This window comes from Pseudomonas sp. TE24901, assembly GCF_054058375.1.
The window spans coordinates 81,558-103,202 of the sequence record NZ_JBSSAF010000016.1 but is presented as its reverse complement, the minus strand read 5'-3'; the positions used below and the strand labels follow the sequence as shown (position 1 = coordinate 103,202).

The window sequence follows — 21,645 nt, the reverse complement described above, 5'->3', positions numbered from 1 at the left end:
GCTTGCTCGTGAATACGGTACATCAGTCAACACATTCGGTGACTGATACTGCGCATTCGCGAGCAAGCCCGCTCCCACATTTGGATTGGGTTTTCACCCCGCCCTCATGGTGTGGGGCTGCTAAACCACCAACGACAACAGCATGATGAAGATCAGCGCCACAATCGACAGGATGGTCTCCATCGCCGTCCACGTCTTGAACGTCTCGGCCACGGTCATATTGAAATACTGCTTCACCAGCCAGAACCCCGCATCGTTGACGTGAGACAGGATCAACGAACCCGCTCCCGTCGCCAGCACCAGCAGTTCCCGGTTAACCCCCGGAATCATCCCCACCACCGGCACCACGATGCCTGCGCCAGTAATGGTCGCCACGGTCGCCGAACCGGTCGCCACACGAATCACCGCCGCCACCAGCCATGCCAGCAAAATCGGGTTGATCTGCGCGTTCACTGCCATGTGGCCGATCACGTCGCCCACGCCGCTGGTGACCAGCATCTGCTTGAAGCCGCCACCGGCACCGATGATCAGGATGATCGCCGCCGTGGGCGCCAGGCTGGCGTCGAGCAGCTTGAGGATCTGTTTGGAACCGATGCCCTGGCGATGGCCAAAGGTGTACAGCGACAACAGCAACGCCAGCAGCAGCGCGGTGATCGGGTGGCCGATCATGTCCATCCAGTTGCGAATGGCGTGGCCGTCCGGCAGGGCGATGTCGGCGAAGGTCTTGAGCAGCATCAGGAACACCGGCAGCAACACGGTGATCAGGGTCACGCTGAAGCTCGGCAGGTTTTTGTTTTCTGGCTCACGGGCCAGTTGATCAACCAGTTCCTGGGACGGGTTGCCCGGGATGTACTTGGCGATGAACGTGCCGAAGATCGGGCCGGCGATGATAGCGGTCGGCAATGCGACGATCAGGCCGTAGAGGATGGTCTTGCCGATGTCCGCGCCAAACACGCCGATGGCCAGCAGTGGGCCCGGGTGCGGTGGCACCAGGCCGTGCACCGCCGACAGGCCGGCGAGCAACGGGATGCCGATTTTGATCAGCGACACACCGGTGCGGCGCGCCACGATAAACACCAGCGGAATCAGCAGCACAAAGCCGATCTCGAAGAACAGCGGGATGCCCACCAGGAACGCGGCGAACATCATCGCCCACTGCACCTTCTCTTTGCCGAAGGCGCGGATCAGGGTCTGGGCGATCTGATCGGCGCCGCCGGATTCAGCCATCATCTTGCCGAGCATCGTGCCCAGCGCAAGGATGATGCCGACAAAGCCGAGCACGCCGCCGAAACCGTCCTGGAACGCCTTGATGATCTTGTCCACGGGCATGCCCGAGGTCAGGCCCAGGAAGCCGGCCGCGATGATCAGTGCAATGAACGGGTGCACCTTGAATTTGGTGATCAGAACGATCAACCCGATGATAGTGACCACTGCATCAAGCAGTAGGTAAGACTCGTGGGACATACCAAACATGGGGGGTCTCTCCTGTTTGTTGTTGTTATTAAAGCGGGTGTTGAATCTTTCGCCGGGGATAGCGCTATCTTTTCCGGCAAAAAATTAATGAGTAGGTTCAAAGCCGTGTTGCAGCCACCAGGCATGGGTTTGCTCGGCCAGGTCCTCGACGCTGTCTTCGCTGGCGTTGAGGGCCAGGGTCAGCGGCTCGCCCACGGGCGATTCAAGGGTGGCGAACTGGCTGTCGATCAAGCTTGCCGGCATGAAATGGCCGGGGCGATGGGACACGCGGTCGGCGGCGACGGCGCGGGTCAGCTCCAGGAAGACGAACCCCAGGCCGGGTGCGGCTTCGCGCAGGTGGTCGCGGTATTTCTTTTTCAGGGCTGAACAGGTAAGCACCGGGTGCTCGCCCGCCTTGAGCGAACGGCGCAGTTCATCGCACAGGATGTCGAGCCAGCCGGCGCGGTCGTCGTCGTTGAGGGGGTGGCCCGCGCTCATCTTCTCGATGTTCGCGGCGGGGTGAAAGCTGTCGCCTTCGATGGCAGTGGCGCCGTTCAGGCGGCACAGGGCCTCGCTGACGCTGGACTTGCCACAGCCGGAAACACCCATGATGACCAGGGCGGTAACAGGTTGACTCATGAAACACCTCAGGACGCAGATAGCGCTACCTTTGCACGCTGTAAGGCTAGTGCAAAAACAGGCTTTTCCCGCGCCGTCTTGTCATTTTTATGGAGTGACGCGTGCATCCTCTCCAATCATTTGAACCGGATCAGGCAACCCTGCGTTCAAGAATTTGCAGCCATTTGGAGACAGCGCTACCTTAGTGCCTCGATTTTTGTTTGGCAAGCCGCCTGATGACCTCCAAGAACGATAAAAAATTGCGCACCACGGGTCGCCCGACCCTCAACGAAGTCGCCCGCCTGGCCGGCGTCAGCCCGATTACCGCGTCCCGCGCCTTGCGAGGCGTGAGCACCGTGGCCAAGGAGCTGGTGGAAAAAGTCCAGCAGGCCGCCAGCGAGCTGAACTACGTGGTCAACCCGGCCGCCCGTGCCCTGGCGTCGGCCCAGAGCCATTCGGTGGTGGTCATCGTGCCGTCGCTGTCCAACCTGCTGTTTATCGAAACCCTCGAAGCCATCCACCAGGTATTGCGGCCCAAGGGCTTTGAAGTGCTGATCGGCAACTCCCACTATTCCCGTGAAGAAGAAGAGAACCTGCTGCGCAACTACATGGCCTATCAGCCACGGGGCTTGCTGCTGACCGGCTTCGACCGCACCGAGAGCGCGCGACGGATGGTCGAGGCCAGCAATGTGCCCTGCATCTACATGATGGACCTGGACCCCAACGCCGGCGTGAACTGCGTGGGTTTCTCGCAACTGAGCGCGGGGGAAACGGCGGCGGCGCACCTGCTGTCCCGTGGGCGCAAGCGCCTGGCGTATATCGGTGCGCAGTTGGACCAGCGCACCTTGCTGAGGGGCGAGGGCTTTCGCCGCGCGTTGCAGCAGGCGGGCCTGTACGACCCGGCGCTGGAACTGCTGACCCCGCGCCCCTCCTCCGTTGGCCTGGGCGGCGAGCTGTTCTTGCAGATGCTGGCAGCCCATCCGGACGTGGACGCGATCTTCTTTGGCAACGACGACCTGGCCCAAGGCGCCCTGCTGGAAGCCCTGCGCCATGGTATCAAGGTGCCAGAGCGTGTGGCGGTGCTGGGTTTCAACGATTTGCCGGCGTCCTCCTTCATGGTGCCGCGCCTGAGCAGCATCAGCACCCCGCGAGAAGCCATCGGGCGACGTGCGGCGGAGCATTTGCTGACGGTCATGGCCGGCAACAAGATCGCCAAGCCGGTGGTCGACATGGGGTTTGAGTTGCAGGTGCGTGAAAGCACCTGAGCTGCGTGCCAAGCACATCCCTGGCGATGGCGGTGTGTCAGGCAATGCTGTGCCGGCTGATCTGCCGCTATCGCAGGCAAGCCAGCTCCCACATTTTTGACCGCGCCGGCTCCTACGGTGATGTGGGCGGGTCAGTCCGGATTGGCCAGCCGTTGTACCAGCGCCGAGGCGCCTTTGTGCAAGGGCTGGTGCTTCAACCACACCGCGTTCACCACCATCGCCAGCCCGTTCTCGATGTTCTTGAAGTCCAACCGCCGTAACCGGCCTGCCGCCAGCAGTGGCGCCACCGCCGATTGCGGGAAATTGCCCCAGCCCAGGCCCGCCTCGACCATGTCCAACGCCACGCCCAGGCTGTCGGTACGCCAATAGGATTGCCCCACGAGTGGGCGGCGATCGCTGAGAGGACTGTCCCGGCCCGCCACCAGAATCTGCCGTACCCGCACCAGGTCTTCCAGAAACGGCTCGCCCTGCGCCTGAGGATGGTGCGGGCTGATGCAGGCGATCAACTGCTCACTGGCGACAAACTGAAAACGCTCCAACACGTTCACGCTCAGCCCTGCAAACACCAGGCACACCTGCACGCGCCCGCTGTGCAGCAACTGCAACACGTCATCTTGTGGCGCTGTCAGCACTTCGATTTCCAACAGTGGAAATTGCTCGCTGATGTCGGCGATGGCCGCGAGCAAACGCCGAGTATTGATATCCACCCCCACACCTATCGACAACTTGCTTTCCAACCCCTGGGACAGCTGCAACGCGTGCACCTGCAACTGCTTGAGCTGTTCGGCCATCAACCGTGCATGGGGGATCAGCGCCAGCGCGAGGTCGGTGGGCACCGGCTCGCGGTGGCTGCGATCAAACAATAGGTAACCCAGTTCGGCCTCAAGGTTGGCGATGCCCATGCTCACCGCCGAAGGCACCTTGCCCAGCGCCCGCGCCGCCGCAGAAAAAGAGCCGCCCTCCACCACGGCCAGGAACACTTCAACGCTGTCGCTGGAAAAGCTCATTTCGCCACCTATCAATAAAACTGAAAGCTTCTGACTTTTTGTGTCAGCCATATTGACGCTATCTTCCGCGCCTTGTGACGTTCCTGTCACCCGAAAAAAGAGGAAGCGGTATGCAAGGCGTGAAACGCAAACTGGTGTATGTGTCGCTCTATGAGCTGATCGGCATGACCTTCTCGGCCCTCGGCCTGGCGCTGCTGTCCGGCACACACCCGTCCAGCACTGGGCCCCTGGCGGTGGTGATCACCACCGTTGCGGTCACCTGGAACTTCATCTACACCACCCTGTTCGAGCGTTGGGAAAGCCGCCAGCATGACCGCACGCGCACAGTCAAACGGCGCATCGCCCACGCCGTGGGGTTCCAGCTGACGCTGATCGTGTTCCTGATTCCGCTGATCGCCTGGTGGATGAACGTGAGCCTCGTGCAGGCGTTCCTGCTGGACCTGGCGCTGATCCTGTTCATCCCCTGCTACACCTTTGCCTTCAACTGGCTGTTCGACCGCACCTTCGGCCTGCCCGCATCGGCGCTACCCGCCACATCGACGTAGCTTCGAGCGTGCACCGCTGCTAGATTCCTTCAGGTCATTTTCAGCGACAGGGAAGCACCATGGGACACTCATTGAAAATCTTGGGCCGCACGTCCTCCATCAACGTGCGAAAAGTCCTGTGGACCTGCCAGGAACTGGGCATCGACTACCACCGTGAAGACTGGGGCATCGGCTACAGCCCTACCCAGTCCCCCGAGTTCCTCGCCCTGAACCCCAACGCCCAAGTGCCGGTGCTGATCGACGACCATGGCGTGCTGTGGGAATCGAACACCATCTGCCGTTACCTCGTAGGCCTCTACCAACGCCACGACCTGCTGCCTGCCAAACCCGCCCCACGGGCCCGGGTGGAGCAATGGATGGACTGGCAAGCCACCGAACTCAACCCATCATGGGGCTACGCGTTCCACGCCCTGGTGCGCCAGAACCCGGACTACCAGGACCCGCAACGCATCAGCGCGGGCGTGCAAGCCTGGAATGACAAGATGGGCCTGCTGGAGCAACAGTTGCTGAAAACGGGCGCCTATGTAGCCGGCGATGAGTTCAGCCTCGCCGACATCCTCGTCGGCCTGTCGGTACACCGCTGGCGCAATGCGCCACTGGAGCACCCGCCCTACCCGGCGGTCGAGGCGTATTACCAGCGGCTCAGCCAGCGCCCAGGTTTTCAGAAGTTCGCCCTGGACGGTCACAACTGAGCCCCGCGCCATAAAACCTGCAAACACAAGGCCTTGGCGCAATAAATCGGTGAATGTGAGGCCAAACACAGGCAACTTCACACACACCGATTTCCGTTAGCCGGCTAAGATTCCAGGCCACTGCTCCTGGAATCTCGCTCATGTCGACACTCACTGCCTCTGCCACTGACGGCATCGACCCGATCCGTGCCGCCCATATCAGCGCACGCATTGACCGCCTGCCCGCCGTCGCCACCGTCTGGCGCCTGGTGGCGCTGCTGTCGATAGGCGGCTTTTTCGAGCTGTATGACCTGTTCCAGACGGCCTATATCAGCCCTGGCCTGATCAGCGACGGGCTGTTCCACACCGGCAGCGAGGGTGTGTTCGGCTTCTCGGACCAGGCCGCGTTCGCCTCGGCGACCTTCCTCGGCCTGTTCCTTGGCGCCAGCCTGCTCAGCCCGATTGCCGACCGTTTCGGCCGCCGTGCAATCTTCACCTTCGCGCTGGTCTGGTACACCGTCGCCACAGTGTTGATGGGGATCCAGACCTCCGCCCTGGGCATTATTTGCATGCGTTTTTTGGTGGGCATTGGCCTGGGGATCGAGTTGGTGACCATCGATGCCTACTTGTCGGAACTGGTGCCCAAGCGCATGCGCAGCTCGGCGTTTGCCTTCGCGTTTTTCGTGCAATTCCTGTCGGTGCCGGCCGTGGCGCTGATGTCGTGGTGGCTGGTGCCCCAGGCACCGTTTGGCATTTCCGGCTGGCGCTGGGTGGTGTTGGCCAGTGCGGTGTTTGCGCTGTTTATCTGGTGGCTGCGCAAACGCCTGCCGGAATCACCGCGCTGGCTCGCACAGAAAGGCCGCTTCGAGGAAGCCAGTGCGATCCTCGACACTCTGGAAGCCCGCTGCCAGAAGGATCACGGCAAACCCCTGGATGCGCCGGAGCCCGAGCCCGTCAGCGTGCAAGGCAGCGGCCGCTTTGCCGATATCTGGCAACCGCCGTACCGCCGCCGCGCGTTGATGCTGATCGTGTTCCATGTGTTCCAGGCCATTGGTTTCTTCGGCTTCGGCAACTGGTTGCCGGCGCTGCTGTCGGGCCAGGGCGTCAGCGTGACCCACAGTTTGATGTACGCGTTCATCATCACCCTGGCCTACCCGCTGGGGCCGTTGCTGTTCGTGAAGGTGGCCAATCGCTTTGAGAACAAATGGCAGATCGTCGGCTCGGCCCTGGGCGCGATGATCTTCGGCAGCCTGTTCGCCCTGCAAACCACGGCGGTGGGCCTGGTGATCTGCGGGGTGATGATCACCTTCTGCAACGCCTGGCTCAGCTTCAGTTATCACTCGTACCAGAGCGAGCTGTTCCCCACCAACATCCGTGCGCGGGCGGTGGGGTTCTGCTATTCGTTCAGCCGCTTGTCCACGGTGTTCAGCAGCCTGTTGATCGGCCTGATCCTCGACCACCTGGGCACGCCCGGCGTGTTGGCGTTCATTGCCAGCAGCATGCTGATCGTGATGATCACCATCAGTTGGTTCGGCCCACGCACGCGCAACCTGGCGCTGGAGAACATCGCCCACTGACGGCAAGGATCGGCCGTCGACAGGACAATACTTGCCGCGACGGCCGCGCCAGCCCCAATAAATACGGGGCTATCGCCCCCGGCACGCTATTTGCTCCACCTGTGGCACCGAACACACCCCAGGTGAGCAATCATGCTGATCAACAACAACACCCAAGCCATTTCCACCGTGCAACAGCTCAAGCGTGCCGACATGGACCCGGCCAACGCCGCCGCCAGCACGCTGTACAGCGGCGCCCTGCAGGCTGCGCAGCAAAGCGTGACCGTACCGGCTGCGCAGAAGGACCTGGACAAGGCCAACGACCGTATCGACGAGGCCTTCGCCAAGACCCGCGTGCAGTTGCAAGCCACCACCGCAGCCCCTGCGGCGACCACTGATGTGCCCGCAGCCGGCTCCAGCACCAGCACCGCCCGCGCTGACTTCACCGACTACATGAACAAAACTCCGGCCGAGCGTATCCGTGAGCAACTGCTCAAGGAACAGGGTTTGACCGAGGAAGAAGTGCAGGCCATGCCGCAGGAAAAACAGGACGCGATCGCCAAGCAAGTGGCTGAGCGCGTGAAGGAGCAGCAGGATCAGCAAGTCGCAGCCAAAGCCACTGACCCGGCACAAGCCGTGAAAGAAACCCTGGCCGCGATCTGACACCACATTCTGTAGGAGCCCGGCTTGCCGGCGATGAGGCCCTTGAGTTCGATGTTGATCTCAGGGACGCTATCGCCGACAAGCCGGGCTCCTACAGGTTTGAGCTGCTTCAGTTATTGCAGTTGCAACGTCGAGTTGAACTGACTGATCGCATCCACCACATGCCGTGAGCCTTCCTGAATCTCCAGGATCACCTGCCCCGCCTCATTCGCCAGTTCCACCCCCAGCCCGGTGCGGCTCAAGCTCGACTGCATGCTCGACACCGCGCTCACCGACAGGTCGTGGTTTTTGCGTACCACATCCACAATCTCCACCGTCGCCTGGCTGGTCCGCGCCGCGAGGCTGCGCACTTCGTCGGCCACCACCGCAAACCCGCGCCCATGCTCACCGGCGCGTGCCGCTTCAATCGCCGCGTTGAGCGCCAGCATATTGGTTTGCTCGGCGATGCTGCGGATGGTCTGCACGATGGCACCGATGATGTCCGACTGCTTGCTCACAGCATCGATGCTTTGTGCAGCTTGGTTCAGGTCGTGGGAGATTTCTTCGATGATCTGCACCGTTTGCTGCACCACCTCCGAGCCCTTGCGTGCGCAGGCGTCGTTCTGCACCGAGGTGGCGTGGGCCGAATCCGCCGCGGTGCGCAGGGTGGTGACCTGGTCGGTGATGTCACTGGCGAACTTCACCACTTTGTACAAGCGGCCGTTGGTGTCGAAGATCGGGTTGTAGGACGCTTCCAGGAACAGCGTCTTGCCGTATTTGTTTTTGCGCTCGAAACGATGGGAGTGATATTCGCCGCGGTTGAGCGAGGCCCAGAACGCCTTGTACGAAGGCGACTCCACCTCGCTGCGATGGCAGAACATGCTGTGGTGCTGGCCGATGATTTCTTCGCGCGAGTACTGCACGGTGCGCAGGAAATTGTCGTTGGCGTTGATGATCTGGCCCTGGGGGGTGAACTCAATCACCGCCATCGAGCGACTGATGGCGTCGATCAGGCTCTGGTTTTCGTGTTCATGGTGGACCCGCGCGGAAATATCCGACGCCACCTTGATCACGCTCTGTACCTGGTTCTGGCTGTCGAGCACCGGCATGTAGCTGGCTTCCAGCCACACCTCCTGGCCGCGCTTGTTCAAGCGCATGAAGGTGCCGCTGAGGGCCTCGCCCCGCGCCAGGTCGCGCCACAACTTGGCGTAGGCCTCGGTGTGGGTGTAGGCCTCTTCGCAGAAGACCCGATGATGTTTGCCGCGAATCTCCTCCACGGTGTAGCCCATGGCTTTGCAGAAGTTATCGTTGGCATCGAGAATCACGCCATTGCGGTCAAACTCGATCATCGCCATGGAACGGCTGATGGCGGCGAGTTTGGCGTTGGCTTCGGTAAGGGCACAGGAGAAACGTTCGATTTCTTGCAGGTCGGATTTGTGATGGCGGTTGAACATGGTCAGATCACCCTTGATTCCCGGCGCCTGGAAGGCGCATTCCATTCATAAGTTGGATAGTGCTGGCAAACCTTTCATGGGGAACAAACCATCCGAATCGCTTTATATGGCAAGCGTCATCACGGTTCTGGGTGAGCATAGACAGGGCTTGGCGCTATGCAAGGTCACTAGTCAGCCAGCATTTTTAACAATGCGCTGACCGCCGCCGAAGCAGGCCGTGTTGGAGAACCCACCAAGGCAAATTCGCGGTGCATTGGTACCGTCAACGGCATGACACGCAGGCCATTTCGCTGGGCCGGCAAGGCCATTTCGGGCACCAGTGTCACGCCGACGCCTTCACGGACCAGGCTGAAGGCACTGTTGAACTCACGCACTTCCACACGGATATCACGCAGGCTCAGCCCGGCTGCGGCTCCCAGGCTACGGGCGTTGGCGGTGCAACCACCGGTGGCCAGCACGAACGGTTGCTCCAGCAACTCTTCCAGCGACACCGTCGCGTCTGCCGGGCGCAGCGCCAGCGGATGCTCGGCCGGCAGCACCGCCATCCAGAAATCACGCCCCAGTACCGTGGCCTTGCGCTCGGGCTTGGGGTTGAGCACCACGCCCAGGTCGATCAGGTCGGCCTCCAGCAGGGTGTGCACTTCGCTGTCGGTGACATCCAGGGTGGTGACCTCGATACCGGGGTTCAACTGACGGAAACGTTGCAGCAACGGTGTTAGAAACGTCGCCAGCACCATAGGGAAACTGGCAATACGAATGCTCCCACGCAGCAGCGGGCGCGCTTCATCGACGGTGGTCCGAATGGTCTGCAACGCTCCAAGCATCACCCGCGCCTGTTCGATCACACTCAAGCCTAGGGCGGTGGGCAAGGTCTTGCGCGGCTCACGGGTAAACAATTGCACCCCCAGGGTCGCCTCCATACCGGCCATGGCCTGGCTGGCAGCGGATTGGGTCATGCCCACGCGCTCGGCGGCGGCGGTGATGCTGCCGTGGTCGGCCACGGCCACCAGCAGGCGCCAGTGCATCAGGTTCATCATGGCAGTAGCTGTCCTTATGGCGGGGCTCTGAAGGTTTAATTTTACGCAAGGTGTCATGCCCGTGAGACTGGCGCAAACCCTAAGGAGTCGCCCTTGATGAAACTGTATTTCTTCCCCCACGCCTGCTCCCTCGCCCCGCATATCGTGCTGCGCGAACTGGCCCTGCCGTTCGAGCTGGTGCGGGTGGACAACCAGACCAAAACCACCGCCAACGGCGAGAACTTCCTGCAGATCAACCCCAAGGGCTACGTGGCGGCGCTGCAACTGGACAATGGCCAAGTGCTGACCGAAGCCAGCGCGATCCTGCAATACCTGGCCGACCAGAAAACCGAAGCAGGCCTGGCCCCGGCCAATGGCAGTTGGGAGCGCGTGCGCTTGCAGGAATGGCTGAACTTCATCGCCAGCGAAATCCACGGCGGCCTGGCGATCTTCTTCAATGGCGCGATCCAGGGCGACGTGCGCGCCATGTTCCTCGCCACGTTACACAAGCGTTTCGCGATTCTGGTGCAGACGCTTGAGCGCCAGGATTACCTGCTGGAGTCCGGGTATTCGGTGGCCGATGCCTACCTGTTCGTGGTGCTGCGCTGGGCGGCGTTTAACGACATCGACCTGCAGGAATGGCCGGCGCTGGCAGCGTTTCAACAGCGCATCAGTGAGCGGCCAGCGGTGATGACCGCACTGGCCATCGAAGCCGCCTGACCTCTCCCCGTAGGAGCCGGCTCCTACAGGGGGAAGGGGGTGGTTTGGAGGAAGGCACTCAGTGCCAGCACGTCCACTGAACCGGAGCGGTCCTGGTCCAGGTGCGCCACGTGGCGGCGCACCGCTTCATGGACCTGCCGCACGCCCTGCCCCTGCTGCAGCGGGCCACGCAGGTCCACGGCCTGCGCGGCGACGATCAGCTCGATACTCGCCAGCCACAGCACCCGTTCGGTCAAACGGCGGGTCTTGTCGACCACGGCCAGCGCTTGACCGGCGTAATCTTCCACGCGATCGGCCACTGGCACACTCACCGCCGGCAACGGGTTGGCCAAGTGCCCGATCTCGGCGACCAGTGCCGAGCTGGTACGTTGCAACGCCGCCATCCCGACATGCCCCGGCTGGGTAATCAAAAACCGTGGCAGCTCACTGGACGCAGGCGATAACAGTTTGGCGATGCGTTCGGCACTGCACGCCGCCACTCGGCTCAAGGCCAACCCCAGGCCTTCGGCCGCCAGTGCCAGGTGGGTACTGTCAAAATTCGCCGTGGCCAACACCCGCGCCTCTTCGCTGATCAACGCTGGGTTATCCGCACCGCTGCGCAGTTCCAACTCGATCAGTTCATGCAGCTGTTTCAACGCCTGCTGCGCAGCGCCCTGTACCACCGTGGCACAGCGAAAGCTCAACGGGTCCTGCAAGCGGCGCGGGCTATCGGCTAAGTCTCCGCCCGCCAACAACTGCAACAACGCCGCCGATTGTTCGGCCTGCCCCGGTGCCGCTCGCAAGCGCGACGCCCACGGCTGGAACGGGCTGAGGTTGGCCCGATAGCCCTCGCACGAAAGCGCCAGCGCCGCCAGCAACGCATCCAGAACCTGCTGCGCGTCGGCCACCAGCAAGGCGCCCAGGCCGACACTCGCGGCATTCGCCGAGACCAGCGCCAGGCCGTCCTTGCCGGTCAACGGCACCGACAACGCCAGGCTCAGATGGGCCAAGGGCGCCAGGTCACTCTCACCCAACGAGCCGAGCAACGGCACCTCGGGCTCGACCCCGGTATTGAGCAGCGCCAGCAACGCATCCGCCGCTTCTGGTGAAATGCCCGAACGGCCCTGAGCCAACCCCGCCAGCCGCGCCGCCATGATCGCGCGCACTTCCTGTCGGTTGGCGAGGCGCCCCACCCCCACCGCCCGGCCCAGGGGGATGTTTGCCTGCACAGGTGCCACAGGCGTATCCACCGCCGCGCCGAGGCCGGTGGTCACGCCATAAATCGGTGTGCCTTCGGCGGCCAGTTTCAGCAGCAATGCGTGACCGTCTTCGATGCGTTGACGGGCCAGAGGGGTAAAGTCGGCCGATGCATCCTGCCGGGCAATCGCCAATAAATCCGCGAGCGCCAGGCCTTGGGGATCCAGCTCAATCATGCCCAGCGCAACCGCTGGCCAATCCCCAGGCGCTTGGCTTTTTCCAGCAGGGCGTGGCCCAGGGCGATATCGCTGAGGCTCAGCCCGCGATGCCAGAACAGGATGGTTTCTTCAGGGTTTTCCCGGCCGCTTTTCAAGCCGGTAACGATCTGCCCCAGCTCGGCATGCAGGGTGTCGGCACTGAGTTTTCCGGCGTCGACATGGGCACGTAACGCGCCAAACAGACCGCCCTTGCACTGGCCCCAATCATCGACCACCAACTTGCTCATGATGTCGGTGAGCGACAGTTCCACCGCGCTCATGGTGCCGTAGGGCACGACAAACGCCCCGGGTTTGATCCAGTCGGTGCGCAGCAAGGGCTCGGGCTGATCCAGGCGCGAGGCCTCGACCACGATGTCGGCGCCACGCACGGTGCTTTCCCAATCCTCGGTGACGATCACCGGTTTGCCCAAGTCCTGGCGCAGGCGCTCGGCGAAGGCTTCGCGGCTTTCGCTGCGGCGCGAATGCACGCGGATTTCCTCGAAGTCAAACAGGTGGTCGAGCAAGCGCACATTCCAGTATGCGGTGCCACGGGCGCCGATATGCGCCAACACTTTGCTGTCGGGCCGGGCCAGGTATTTGGCGCCGATGGCAGTGACCGCGCCGGTGCGCATATCGGTGATGGCCGAGGCGTCGAGGATCGCCTTGGGAATGCCGGTGGCCGGGTCCAGCAGGTTGAGGATCGCCAGTTCCGAAGGCAGGCCCTTGCGGTAGTTGTCGACGAAATCGCCCACCACTTTCACGCCCGCGTAACCGATGTTGCCGCCGAGCACGCCGCGCAGTACGTTGAAGTGGCCGTTGATCTCGCCGCCGGGAATCAAGTGGGTGCGCGGCTCGATCACCGCCTCGCCCCGGCCCTGGATCGCCAGGCTGGCTTCGATGGCGGTGAGGATTTCGTCGTTGGAGAGGCCCAGTTCATCGATGTCGAGGCCGTTGAGAAAATCGATGTAGATCGGTTGCATGATTAAGGGGCCTTGAAGACGATTTGCTGCACATCGACCTTTTTAGGGATCAGGCCGTTGGCGAAGAACAGGTCGGCGGTGCGTTGCTGGTTGGCGACGTCGACGGCTTGCAGCGGGCGGATCGGCGCGGGCGAGCGGTGTTCGAAGTAGCTGCGCACCACCGCCGGTGGCAGGCCCAGGGTCTTGGCCATCAGGGCGATGCTGTCGTCGGGCTGGTCGAGGGACAGGCGCTGCGCCTTGGCCAGGGTCTGGATAATCGTGGCGACGGCCTGCGGGTGCTGTTGAGCGAACGGGTGGTTAACCACAAAGAAACTCCCGGCCGGATTGAGGCCCTGGCCATCGCCCAACACGCGGGCGGAACCGTCGACCACGGCGGCCGAGTAGTACGGGTCCCACACCACCCACGCGTCGACCTTGCCCTGCTCGAACGCGGCGCGCCCATCGGACGGCGACAGGTACACCACGTTCACGTCTTTCCATTGCAGACCGGCGCGCAGCAGGCTTTTCAAGAACAGGTTGTGCGCACTGGAGCCCTTGAGCAGCGCCACGCGCTTGCCCTTGAGTTCGGCCACGCTCTGGATCGTGCTGGCCTTGGGTACCAGCACCGCTTCGGTCTTGCCTTCATTGGGCTCGACAGCGAAGTACTGCAAATCAATGCCAGCCGCCTGGGCGAAGATCGGCGGGATGTCGCCGATATTGCCGATGTCCAGGCTGCCGCCGTTCAACGCCTCGATCAGCGGCGGACCGCCGAGAAACTCGATCCACTGCACCTGGGTGCCGGGCAGCGCGGCTTCAAAGAGCTTGTGCTCACGGGCCAGCACCATGCTCACCGAGCTTTTCTGGTAGCCGATGCGCAAGGTGGCCGGGTCGGCCGCCAGCACGTGACCGGCGACCAGCGATAAAACGGCTGCAACGAGAACCTTGAGCATTAGAGTGCCCCCTTGACCTTGGCCGCGACGTCCGCCGGCACCCACTGTTGCCAGACTTGTGGTTGTTCCTTGAGGAACGTCAACGCAACCTGACGCGGTTGCTCACGCTTCTCGCTCATCTGCGCGAGGGTGCCGTTGAGCAGGTCGATCGGCAGGTCGACTTTCTCGAAGAACGTCACCAGTTGCGGATACTGCGCCTTGAACGGCGCCGACACGCCAATCGCCAAATGCGCGGGCAACGAACGGGTGCCGATAGGGTGCGGGTTGTGGGCGTCGGCCAGGGTTTTCCAGGCCTCGGCGTTGAACGGCGGCTCTTCCAGCTTGATCAGCTTGAAACGGCCCAGTAGCGGCGTCGGCGACCAGTAGTAGAACAACACCGGCTTGCCACGACGGATCGAGGACGCCACCTCGGCGTCCAGCGCCGCACCGGAACCGGTGCGGAAGTTGACGAAGGTGTCGGTCAAGCCATAGGCCTTGAGCTTCTGGCTGTTGACGATCTCGGAGGTCCAGCCGGTGGGGCTGTTGAGGAAGCGCCCTTTGCTCGGGTCTTCGGGGTCGCGGAACACGTCTTTGTAGCGCGCCAGGTCGGCCACTGACTTGAGGTCCGGCGCCAGCGGCTTGATACCCCGTTCGGCATCGCCCTTGATCACGTACTCGGGCACCCACCAGCCTTCGGTGGCGCCTTTGACGGTGTCGCCCAGGCCGAACACCTTGCCTTCGCTTTCCGCCTTGACCCACGCCGGACTGCGCCCGGCCCACTCTTCGCCGATCACTTGGATGTCGTCCTTGGCCAGGGCGGCTTCGAGGCTCACGGTGCTGCCGGGCAAGGTGTCGGTGGGCAGGCCGTAGCCTTTCTCGACGATCACGCGCAGCACTTCGGTAATCAAGCTGCCGCTTTCCCAGGTGATGTCACCGAAGTGGATCGGCTTGACCGCGTCGGCGGCGGGCGCGTGTTGGGCCACCAGGGCCAGGGCCAGTAGCGAGCCACCGAGCAGGTGTTTGATCTTTTTCATGTGTAGCCTCTTGGTGATTCGATTTCGAGAACAACGCAAAACCAGTGTGGGAGCGGGCTTGTGTGGGAGCGGGCTTGCTCGCGAATGCGGTGTGCCAGTCAATGCATCCGGTGACTGATCCACCGTCTTCGCGAGCAAGCCCGCTCCCACATTTGATCTCTGCGGTACTCAAGATCGGTTAAAAGTCATAACTGAGCCGCGTGTAGTAAAACGCCCCCTCTGGCGCGGTCGGCGACAGGTAGCTGTATTGCTGACCGGGCGTCTGGCGCAGGCGGGTGTTGAAGTCGTCGGGTTTGCTGTCGAACAGGTTGTTCACCCCCACCGAGACGCGCAGTTGCTTGGTGAACGCGTAGTTCACGTCCAGGTCGGTGGTCCATTGCGCACTGAAGGTCTGGTCGTATTGGGCGTTGGCTTCGGCAGCCGCGTATTTGCGGTATTTGCCGTAGCGGGTTTCGTTGAGGGCAATGGTCCACTGGCTGATCTTGTGCACCGCGCCGAACACCAGCTTGTCCTCGGGGTAGCCATGCTCGATAAAGCCACGGGCTTCGCGGGTCAGCACTTCGAAGCCGTTGGGGTTTTCGTGGACCTTCTCGATGGTGGTGCGGGCCTTGGTGTAGCCGGCCGACAGGTTCAGGTCGCCGAACTGCGCAAGGTCAATGTTGTACTTGCCGACGATGTCGACGCCCCGGGTGCGGGTGTCGGCGGCGTTGGTCATGAACTGCGCCCAGGAGTACTGGCCGTAGCCGGCATTGGTGAGGATCTGCTCGGCCAACGGCCCGGAAATACCGCCGCTGAACAACAGCCGGTCGCGGATCGAGATCTGGTAGGCGTCGACGGTCAACGAGGCGTGCTCAGTCGGTCGCAGCACCAGGCCCAACGAGTAGTTGGTGGATTTTTCTGGCTTGAGCGCCTGGGCGCCGAGGGCGCGGGCCGCAGGGTTGTCGGCCGGCAGCATGCGGGTCAGCACCGGGTTGCCGTTGACGTCCAGGTTGGTGGTGGTGGTCCACGACGTGCCGATCTGCCCCAGGCTCGGCGCATGATACGCGTTGTTGACCGTCGCGCGCACGCCCACTTGCGGGGTGAAGTCATAGCGCGCCGACAGCTTGCCCGTGGTGGCCGAGCCGAAATCCGAGTAGTGCTCGGTGCGCCCGGCCACGCCCACTTGCAGCTTGTCGGTGACCTGGTTTTCCAGGCCGAAATACACCCCGCCCACGTCGCGCTTGAAGGTACCGGCGTCATCCGGGGTCAGGCCCGAAGCCTGCACCGCGCCCACTTGCACGTTGTCGATACCGCCATAGGAGTAGGAGTCGTAGTCACCCGCCTCCAGGCGATATTGCTCATGCCGGTAGGCCACGCCGGCCGAGACGGTCAGCGGGTGGCTGGACCAGTTCACGTCCAGGTCCTTGGCGTAGTCGAGGGTGATGTTGGTCTGGTCGTTGATCAGGGTGGCGACGTTGAATTTGGTCGGGCTGTTGGCGCCGTAGCTGGGGTTGACGGTGTTGAAGGCCAGTTCATCGTGCTCGTCGCGGCCGTAAGTGGCGCTCAGGTCGAAGCGGCCAATGCTGTCATCTTCATAACGGGTGCCCACGGTGATGGCGCCGTCTTCATAGCGATAGCGGTATTTGGGGATCGTGCCGTTGGGGTAGATCGACGCCACGTTGTTAGGGCTGCTGGCCAGCAGCGGCGGCGTGTTGTTCACCGACGTGTCCTGGCCAAAGGTGGCGAAGCTGTAGAGGCGCCATTGATCGTTCAGGCCGATCTCGGCGTTGGCCGCCAGGTTGTATTTGTCACGCCCGGCACCGCCCCAGCGCGGGTCTTGCACCTGGCCGTCGGCCACGTACTTGTCGCCGATGTCGTCGGGCTTGTTGTTCAGGGTGTTGAAGCTCAGGGTCAGGAAGCCATCGCCGGGCAGACCGATGCCGTACCAGCCGTCGGTGGTCTTGCTGAAGCCGTCGCCCTGGGCGTACTTGCCCAGTTGCGTGTTGATACCGCCGCCGCTGTCGCGCTCCTTGAGCACGATGTTGACCACGCCGGCCACCGCGTCGGAACCGTACTGCGCCGAGGCGCCATCACGCAGCACTTCGACGTGGTCGATGGCGCTGATGGGGATCATGTCTAGGTCCACCGGCTGGGCACCAATGAACGGCACGCCCCCGGAAATATTCACCACCGCCGAAGTGTGACGACGCTTGCCGTTGATCAGCACCAGGGTCTGGTCCGGTGACAGGCCGCGCAGTGACGCGCCCTTGGGGTCCTGGCCACGGGTGGCGCTGTTGTTCTGCGGAAAGTTGAACGAGGGCAGCAACTGGAACAGCGCCTGGTTGAGGCTGGTGGCGCCGGTCTGCTTGAGTTCTTCGGCGTTGATCACGTCCACCGGGGCGCTGCTGGTCAGGGCGGTGGCGTCACTGCGACGGGTGCCGATGGCGACCACGCGATCCAGGGTTGGCGCCTGCGCGGCGCTGGTCTGGGCCTTGACGCTGCTAGTGGCGTTTTTGCTCGCGCCTTCCTTGATGATGAAGGCGCCTTCCGGGCTGACCTGCACTTGCAGACCGGTGCCCTTGAGCGCGGCGTCGACGGCCTGATGGGCCGACAGCGAACCGTCCACGCTGGCCGAGGAATACTGGCCCAGTTGCGGGGTGAAGGAGATCACCTGGCCGCTCTGGCGGCTGATGTTCAGCAGCACTTCATCCAACGGGCCAGGGGCGATGTGATAGACCTGGCGCGCCTCTTCGGCACTGGCGGTAAACGCGAAAAACAGGCTGGCCAACGGCACCAGGGCAAAAGTTCGAAGCGGCACACGGTTGAACTGACTCACTTTGGCTCCCCCCAAGGAAACTCGAGAACGCTGCTCCCCGCAGCGCTTACGGGAGTGATGTGGGACAGCGAGGGGAAAACTTGCAGATCGTTTGGTTATGTCCTTAGAACCGGGTCCTGGCCTTAAACTGATCACCCATTCAATGTGGGAGCTGGCTTGCCTGCGATGCAGACAACTCGGTACCACAGGCACACTGCGGGGATGCCATCGCAGGCAAGCCAGCTCCCACAGGGGGTCAGGCCGCACTGACGGTCACCCACAAGCCGGTGCGGCGCGTGATGTGAATCGGCAAGGTGCGCGCCAGGGTGTCGAGGATCTGCTGGGGATTGTCGAGACGGTACAGGCCGCTGACGCGCAGGCCAGCGACGCCGGGGTCCAGGCGCAGCACGCCGTTGTGATACGGGCGTAACGCCTCGATCACCTCGGCCAGCGGACGGTCGCGTACCTGCAGGAAACCATCGACCCACGCGGTCGCGGCGGAAGAACTGGCTTCAACAGGGCCAAAGCCCGTGGGGCCGTAGTGCACTTCATGGCCGGCCGCCAGTTGCAGGCGCTCGCCGTCCTGGCGGTCGATCTGCACCGCACCGTTAAGCGCAACGACCTGGCCCTGCCCTTCCCGCTCACGCACCAGAAAGCGATTGCCATAGGCGTGCAGGCGCGCGTGGTCAGTCTGGATCTGAAACGGTCGATTGCGGTCGCTGGCAACCTTGGCGAGTAACTCACCTTCACGCAGGCGCACCAGGCGCCGTTGCGAATCAAACTGGATATCCGCCGCGCTTTGCGCGTTCAACAGTAATTCGCTGCCATCCGCCAGGGTGACGGTGCGGCGCTCGCCGGTGCCGGTGCGGATATCGGCGGTCAGATCCGACAAGCCCATGGGCTTGGCCAGCAGCGCTGCGCCGATTGCCACGCCAGCACCGGCCAACGCGACCTGCAACACCTGACGCCGACTGGAAGGCGCGTCCAGCGCCTGCTGCAACACTTTGCCGCTCACCCCCTGGGCCAGGGGAATCTGGAATACCCCCAAACGTGTCTCCAGTTGCTGACACAGTGCTTCGTGGCGCGGGTCACTGGCGCGCCACTGGTGATAACGCTGCCAATCCGCCGCCGTGGCCTGGCCTGAACGCAACAGTACATACCAGTGCGTGGCAGTGTCGATCAGCTCATCGTTCATTCCAGGCACAGCCGCAGGCAACGGTTGAGGGCGCGGGCCATGTAGTCGCTCACGGAACGCTGGGAAATGCCCAGCTCGGCCGCGATCTCCGGGTAGGTCAGGCCATTGAGTTGCGATAACAAAAAGGTCGCCTTGACCTTGGCCGGCAAGCCGTCAAGCAAGTGGTCGATGGCCTGCAGGGCTTCGAGCATTTGCGCCAGGTCTTCCGGCGAGGGTGCGGTAGAGGTTTCGTCGTTGTTGAGGGCATCGAGGTAGGCGCGTTCCAGGTCACGACGACGCCACAGCTGGTACATCAGGCGCTGGGCAATGGTGGTGAGCAAGGCGCGGGGTTGCCGGATCGGCACCACCTCCGGCGAACTCAAGAGTTGGACAAAGGTATCGGCGGCGATGTCTTCGGCGTGCGCACGGGAGTCGAGATGACGGTGCAAACGGCTGCACAGCCAGTCGTAATGACTGCGGAACAATCCGCCCACGTAATCGCTGTGAGAAGTGTCGGCGCCGGACATAGTGGCTCCATTTGAGTAGGTTGCGCGTTATGTCCGGTGTTCCGGTGGAGCGATCCTAGCAAGGCTGCTTATTCTTTAATAATATTTAAAAGGTATTTTTATATAACCTTATTGAAGCACCGAGTAACCAGCACTGGCGGCTTGCTGTTGATAGTCCAGCAGCACCTTATAGTCGTCTTCGCTGGCCGGGAGCACTGCCTGCACGCCCAGGGTTTCAACCACTTGCGGCAAATCCTGCAGCGCCTGGTTCATCGCCTGGCGAATCGTGGTGACCTGCTCATCGCTCAAGCTCAGCGGGCCGATGTAAGGCAAGGTCGGGCTGGGCGCGCTGCGGCTGACGAGGCGCAGCCCCGCCACTTCGTGCGGGGCGAAACGGGCCAGGTAGTCGTAGGTCACGCTGTCGATGGCGGCGAGGTCGGCGCGGTTTTCCCGTAGCCAGCGCAGGCTCTCGCGGTGCGCGCCGCTGACGCCGACGCTGGCGAAGAAGCGGCCATCGCGCTGCAACGGCGCGAGGCGTTCGCGCAGCAGGTTCATGCCGCTGTTGGAATCATGGCCATTGATCACGCCCCGGCTGTCGTAGAACTGCGCCAGGGTGGTGCGCGGGTTGTCGTCGCGGGTCAGCAGCAGGCTGCAATGTTCGCCGCCACTGCTGTGGGGCAGTTCGTAGCGCGGGCGGCCGATGATGCGGACCTGGCCGCGCAACTGGGTCATCAGCGGGTAGCCGCAGGTTTGCGTGACGAGCAGTTCGGGGGCGAGCCACAGGCCGTGCAGGTCGAGGTGGTCGGCGTTACGGCGACCGAGATCGAGCCGTTCAAGAATACGCGCCAGCCACTGCTGGTTGGCCTGGTTTATGTGATCCGGCGCAACGTACATCAGCAACTCGGCGTAGTGCTCACTCATGGTCTTGTCTCACGCAAAAGGGTGCCGGGGGCTGTCGATGGCCTTGAGGCCGTGACGGCTGATCAACTGGCCATAGCCCTGCACCAGGAACCCACCACTGCGCGCCACCCACTGTTCGCGGCGCGCACGGTACACGGTGGGTAGCAAATACCAGGGCAGTTTCGGCAAGTCGTGGTGCACCAGGTGCAGGTTGTTGTTGAGGAACAGCCAGGTCCACGGCCAGGACGCTTCGTTGAGCACGGTGCGCTGTTCCGGTTGCGGGTGCGGGCGGTGCTCATAGTAGGAACGGATCGACGCCAGGGACAAGGCCGGCACACTGACCAGCAGCAGGTAGTGCAGCACCGACAACGCGCTGTAGTGGGCGATAAAGCTGAGCATTAGTACGGTGACGGCGCCGTGGCACAGCCACATCGGCCATACCTGCGGCAGGCGCTGCCACTCATGGCGGGCCAGCCGGCCAATCGCCAACGGAGCGGCCAACAGGAAACGGCCTAGCACGGTCTTGGTCAGCCAGTGCACACCGCGTTCGAACAGCGAGCTGCTGTCCCACTGGGCTTGCCTGAGGTAACGGCTTTCCGGGTCGATGCCCGGCAGCGTGAGGTCTTCGTCGTTGTGGTGCAGCAGGTGGCTGTCGCGGTACAGGGTGTAGGGGTACCACACGGCAAACGGGGCGTAACCGAGCAGTTTGTTCACGAACAGCGAACGGGTGGGATGGCCATGGAGCAGTTCGTGTTGCACCGACAGCCACAGCGTCACCAGCGGGATCAGCAACAAAGTGCTCAGCCACAGGCCCAGCCAATAGCTGGCGAACATCACGCTGAACCAGCCGGCATAGACGCCGATGATCAGCAGCCAGGTCGGCCATTCGGTGCGTACGGTAAAGCGTTGCGCCAGGGCTTCGATTTCCCGGCGTTGGGTCAGATCAAGGTAGTTGGCCATCGGCAGCTCA

19 protein-coding genes and 2 pseudogenes are annotated in these 21,645 nt (G+C 62.8%); 6 read left to right on the top strand and 15 right to left on the bottom strand.

Going from position 1 to position 21,645, the window contains the following annotated elements; translation table 11 throughout:
• Positions 1–120: 120 nt before the first annotated feature.
• Together ACVWVP_RS26435 and ACVWVP_RS26430 are read right to left on the bottom strand one after the other, a co-directional pair.
• Entirely contained in the window at positions 121–1,473 is a 1,353-nt protein-coding gene (locus ACVWVP_RS26435) for a GntP family permease (protein ID WP_176998013.1), read from the bottom strand.
• A gap of 84 nt (positions 1,474–1,557) precedes the next feature.
• Positions 1,558–2,091 (bottom strand): gluconokinase, encoded by a 534-nt coding sequence (locus ACVWVP_RS26430; RefSeq protein WP_065932241.1) that lies wholly within the window; start codon positions 2,089–2,091, stop codon positions 1,558–1,560.
• A gap of 212 nt (positions 2,092–2,303) precedes the next feature.
• Between ACVWVP_RS26430 and gntR the strand changes: the two genes are divergently transcribed.
• Positions 2,304–3,335 carry an HTH-type transcriptional regulator GntR gene (gene gntR / locus ACVWVP_RS26425; protein WP_176998023.1) on the top strand — a complete coding sequence of 344 codons (1,032 nt, stop codon included), beginning with the start codon at positions 2,304–2,306 and terminating at the stop codon, positions 3,333–3,335.
• A gap of 131 nt (positions 3,336–3,466) precedes the next feature.
• On the opposite strand, the gene ACVWVP_RS26420 is transcribed toward gntR, so the two are convergent.
• Entirely contained in the window at positions 3,467–4,342 is an 876-nt protein-coding gene (locus ACVWVP_RS26420) for a LysR family transcriptional regulator (RefSeq protein WP_259173139.1), read from the bottom strand.
• Positions 4,343–4,452: 110 nt separating this feature from the next.
• Here ACVWVP_RS26420 and ACVWVP_RS26415 point away from each other — a divergent pair, with 110 nt between their 5' ends.
• From ACVWVP_RS26415 to ACVWVP_RS26400, 4 genes are all read left to right on the top strand, one after another.
• Positions 4,453–4,887, top strand: coding sequence for a PACE efflux transporter (locus ACVWVP_RS26415; RefSeq protein ID WP_178925149.1), 435 nt, complete (start codon positions 4,453–4,455; stop codon positions 4,885–4,887).
• 59 nt (positions 4,888–4,946) lie between these two features.
• Entirely contained in the window at positions 4,947–5,579 is a 633-nt protein-coding gene (locus ACVWVP_RS26410) for a glutathione S-transferase family protein (RefSeq protein ID WP_457408883.1), read from the top strand.
• Positions 5,580–5,719: 140 nt separating this feature from the next.
• A complete protein-coding gene (locus tag ACVWVP_RS26405; RefSeq protein ID WP_457408880.1) occupies positions 5,720–7,135 on the top strand; it encodes an MFS transporter in 1,416 nt (471 codons plus the stop codon).
• A 132-nt stretch (positions 7,136–7,267) separates the two neighbouring features.
• Positions 7,268–7,777: a hypothetical protein gene (locus ACVWVP_RS26400; RefSeq protein WP_176994219.1), complete on the top strand. Its 510-nt coding sequence runs from the start codon at positions 7,268–7,270 to the stop codon at positions 7,775–7,777.
• Positions 7,778–7,890: 113 nt separating this feature from the next.
• On the opposite strand, the pseudogene ACVWVP_RS26395 reads toward ACVWVP_RS26400, so the two are convergent.
• The 3 genes and pseudogenes from ACVWVP_RS26395 to ACVWVP_RS26385 form a co-directional block, all read right to left on the bottom strand.
• Positions 7,891–8,295: pseudogene (locus tag ACVWVP_RS26395) on the bottom strand (methyl-accepting chemotaxis protein); the annotation flags it as partial.
• Between the two features lie 138 nt (positions 8,296–8,433).
• Positions 8,434–9,210, bottom strand: a pseudogene (locus ACVWVP_RS26390) (PAS domain-containing protein); the annotation flags it as partial.
• Positions 9,211–9,377: 167 nt separating this feature from the next.
• Complete coding sequence (locus tag ACVWVP_RS26385; protein WP_178925141.1) at positions 9,378–10,247, bottom strand: LysR family transcriptional regulator; 870 nt, start codon at positions 10,245–10,247, stop codon at positions 9,378–9,380.
• Between the two features lie 96 nt (positions 10,248–10,343).
• Here ACVWVP_RS26385 and gstA point away from each other — a divergent pair, with 96 nt between their 5' ends.
• Entirely contained in the window at positions 10,344–10,946 is a 603-nt protein-coding gene (gstA, locus tag ACVWVP_RS26380; RefSeq protein ID WP_457408877.1) for a glutathione transferase GstA, read from the top strand.
• Between the two features lie 23 nt (positions 10,947–10,969).
• Here gstA and ACVWVP_RS26375 read toward each other — a convergent pair whose 3' ends face one another.
• The 9 genes from ACVWVP_RS26375 to ACVWVP_RS26335 all read right to left on the bottom strand — a co-directional run bounded on the left by ACVWVP_RS26375 (position 10,970) and on the right by ACVWVP_RS26335 (position 21,635).
• The gene (locus ACVWVP_RS26375) at positions 10,970–12,358 is read right to left on the bottom strand and encodes an aromatic amino acid lyase (RefSeq protein WP_457408875.1); all 1,389 of its coding nucleotides are present in this window, start codon (positions 12,356–12,358) and stop codon (positions 10,970–10,972) included.
• Positions 12,355–13,359: an ornithine cyclodeaminase family protein gene (locus ACVWVP_RS26370; RefSeq protein ID WP_457408873.1), complete on the bottom strand. Its 1,005-nt coding sequence runs from the start codon at positions 13,357–13,359 to the stop codon at positions 12,355–12,357. Before ACVWVP_RS26370 ends, ACVWVP_RS26375 begins: the two co-directional genes overlap by 4 nt.
• Before the next feature lie 2 nt (positions 13,360–13,361).
• Positions 13,362–14,288, bottom strand: a complete 927-nt coding sequence (locus ACVWVP_RS26365) for an aliphatic sulfonate ABC transporter substrate-binding protein (RefSeq protein WP_457408870.1) — start codon at positions 14,286–14,288, stop codon at positions 13,362–13,364.
• The gene (locus tag ACVWVP_RS26360) at positions 14,288–15,301 is read right to left on the bottom strand and encodes an ABC transporter substrate-binding protein (RefSeq protein WP_178925132.1); all 1,014 of its coding nucleotides are present in this window, start codon (positions 15,299–15,301) and stop codon (positions 14,288–14,290) included. Before ACVWVP_RS26360 ends, ACVWVP_RS26365 begins: the two co-directional genes overlap by 1 nt.
• Before the next feature lie 178 nt (positions 15,302–15,479).
• Positions 15,480–18,116, bottom strand: a complete 2,637-nt coding sequence (locus ACVWVP_RS26355; protein ID WP_457408868.1) for a TonB-dependent receptor domain-containing protein — start codon at positions 18,114–18,116, stop codon at positions 15,480–15,482.
• Between the two features lie 235 nt (positions 18,117–18,351).
• A complete protein-coding gene (locus tag ACVWVP_RS26350; protein WP_457408865.1) occupies positions 18,352–19,290 on the bottom strand; it encodes a FecR domain-containing protein in 939 nt (312 codons plus the stop codon).
• Positions 19,287–19,796, bottom strand: coding sequence for a sigma-70 family RNA polymerase sigma factor (locus tag ACVWVP_RS26345; protein ID WP_457408863.1), 510 nt, complete (start codon positions 19,794–19,796; stop codon positions 19,287–19,289). The genes ACVWVP_RS26350 and ACVWVP_RS26345 overlap by 4 nt, the downstream gene beginning before the upstream one ends.
• A 108-nt stretch (positions 19,797–19,904) precedes the next feature.
• A complete protein-coding gene (locus ACVWVP_RS26340; protein WP_457408862.1) occupies positions 19,905–20,696 on the bottom strand; it encodes a phosphate/phosphite/phosphonate ABC transporter substrate-binding protein in 792 nt (263 codons plus the stop codon).
• Between the two features lie 9 nt (positions 20,697–20,705).
• Entirely contained in the window at positions 20,706–21,635 is a 930-nt protein-coding gene (locus ACVWVP_RS26335; RefSeq protein ID WP_457408860.1) for a fatty acid desaturase, read from the bottom strand.
• Between the last annotated feature and the right edge of the window lie 10 nt (positions 21,636–21,645).

Coding starts and splice junctions, on each gene's coding strand:
- ACVWVP_RS26435 (WP_176998013.1), bottom strand. CDS start 1,473: ATGTTTGGTATGTCCCACGAGTCTTACCTACTGCTTGATGCAGTGGTC.
- ACVWVP_RS26430 (WP_065932241.1), bottom strand. CDS start 2,091: ATGAGTCAACCTGTTACCGCCCTGGTCATCATGGGTGTTTCCGGCTGT.
- ACVWVP_RS26420 (WP_259173139.1), bottom strand. CDS start 4,342: ATGAGCTTTTCCAGCGACAGCGTTGAAGTGTTCCTGGCCGTGGTGGAG.
- ACVWVP_RS26415 (WP_178925149.1), top strand. CDS start 4,453: ATGCAAGGCGTGAAACGCAAACTGGTGTATGTGTCGCTCTATGAGCTG.
- ACVWVP_RS26410 (WP_457408883.1), top strand. CDS start 4,947: ATGGGACACTCATTGAAAATCTTGGGCCGCACGTCCTCCATCAACGTG.
- ACVWVP_RS26405 (WP_457408880.1), top strand. CDS start 5,720: ATGTCGACACTCACTGCCTCTGCCACTGACGGCATCGACCCGATCCGT.
- ACVWVP_RS26400 (WP_176994219.1), top strand. CDS start 7,268: ATGCTGATCAACAACAACACCCAAGCCATTTCCACCGTGCAACAGCTC.
- ACVWVP_RS26385 (WP_178925141.1), bottom strand. CDS start 10,247: ATGATGAACCTGATGCACTGGCGCCTGCTGGTGGCCGTGGCCGACCAC.
- gstA (WP_457408877.1), top strand. CDS start 10,344: ATGAAACTGTATTTCTTCCCCCACGCCTGCTCCCTCGCCCCGCATATC.
- ACVWVP_RS26375 (WP_457408875.1), bottom strand. CDS start 12,358: ATGATTGAGCTGGATCCCCAAGGCCTGGCGCTCGCGGATTTATTGGCG.
- ACVWVP_RS26370 (WP_457408873.1), bottom strand. CDS start 13,359: ATGCAACCGATCTACATCGATTTTCTCAACGGCCTCGACATCGATGAA.
- ACVWVP_RS26365 (WP_457408870.1), bottom strand. CDS start 14,288: ATGCTCAAGGTTCTCGTTGCAGCCGTTTTATCGCTGGTCGCCGGTCAC.
- ACVWVP_RS26360 (WP_178925132.1), bottom strand. CDS start 15,301: ATGAAAAAGATCAAACACCTGCTCGGTGGCTCGCTACTGGCCCTGGCC.
- ACVWVP_RS26350 (WP_457408865.1), bottom strand. CDS start 19,290: ATGAACGATGAGCTGATCGACACTGCCACGCACTGGTATGTACTGTTG.
- ACVWVP_RS26345 (WP_457408863.1), bottom strand. CDS start 19,796: ATGTCCGGCGCCGACACTTCTCACAGCGATTACGTGGGCGGATTGTTC.
- ACVWVP_RS26340 (WP_457408862.1), bottom strand. CDS start 20,696: ATGAGTGAGCACTACGCCGAGTTGCTGATGTACGTTGCGCCGGATCAC.
- ACVWVP_RS26335 (WP_457408860.1), bottom strand. CDS start 21,635: ATGGCCAACTACCTTGATCTGACCCAACGCCGGGAAATCGAAGCCCTG.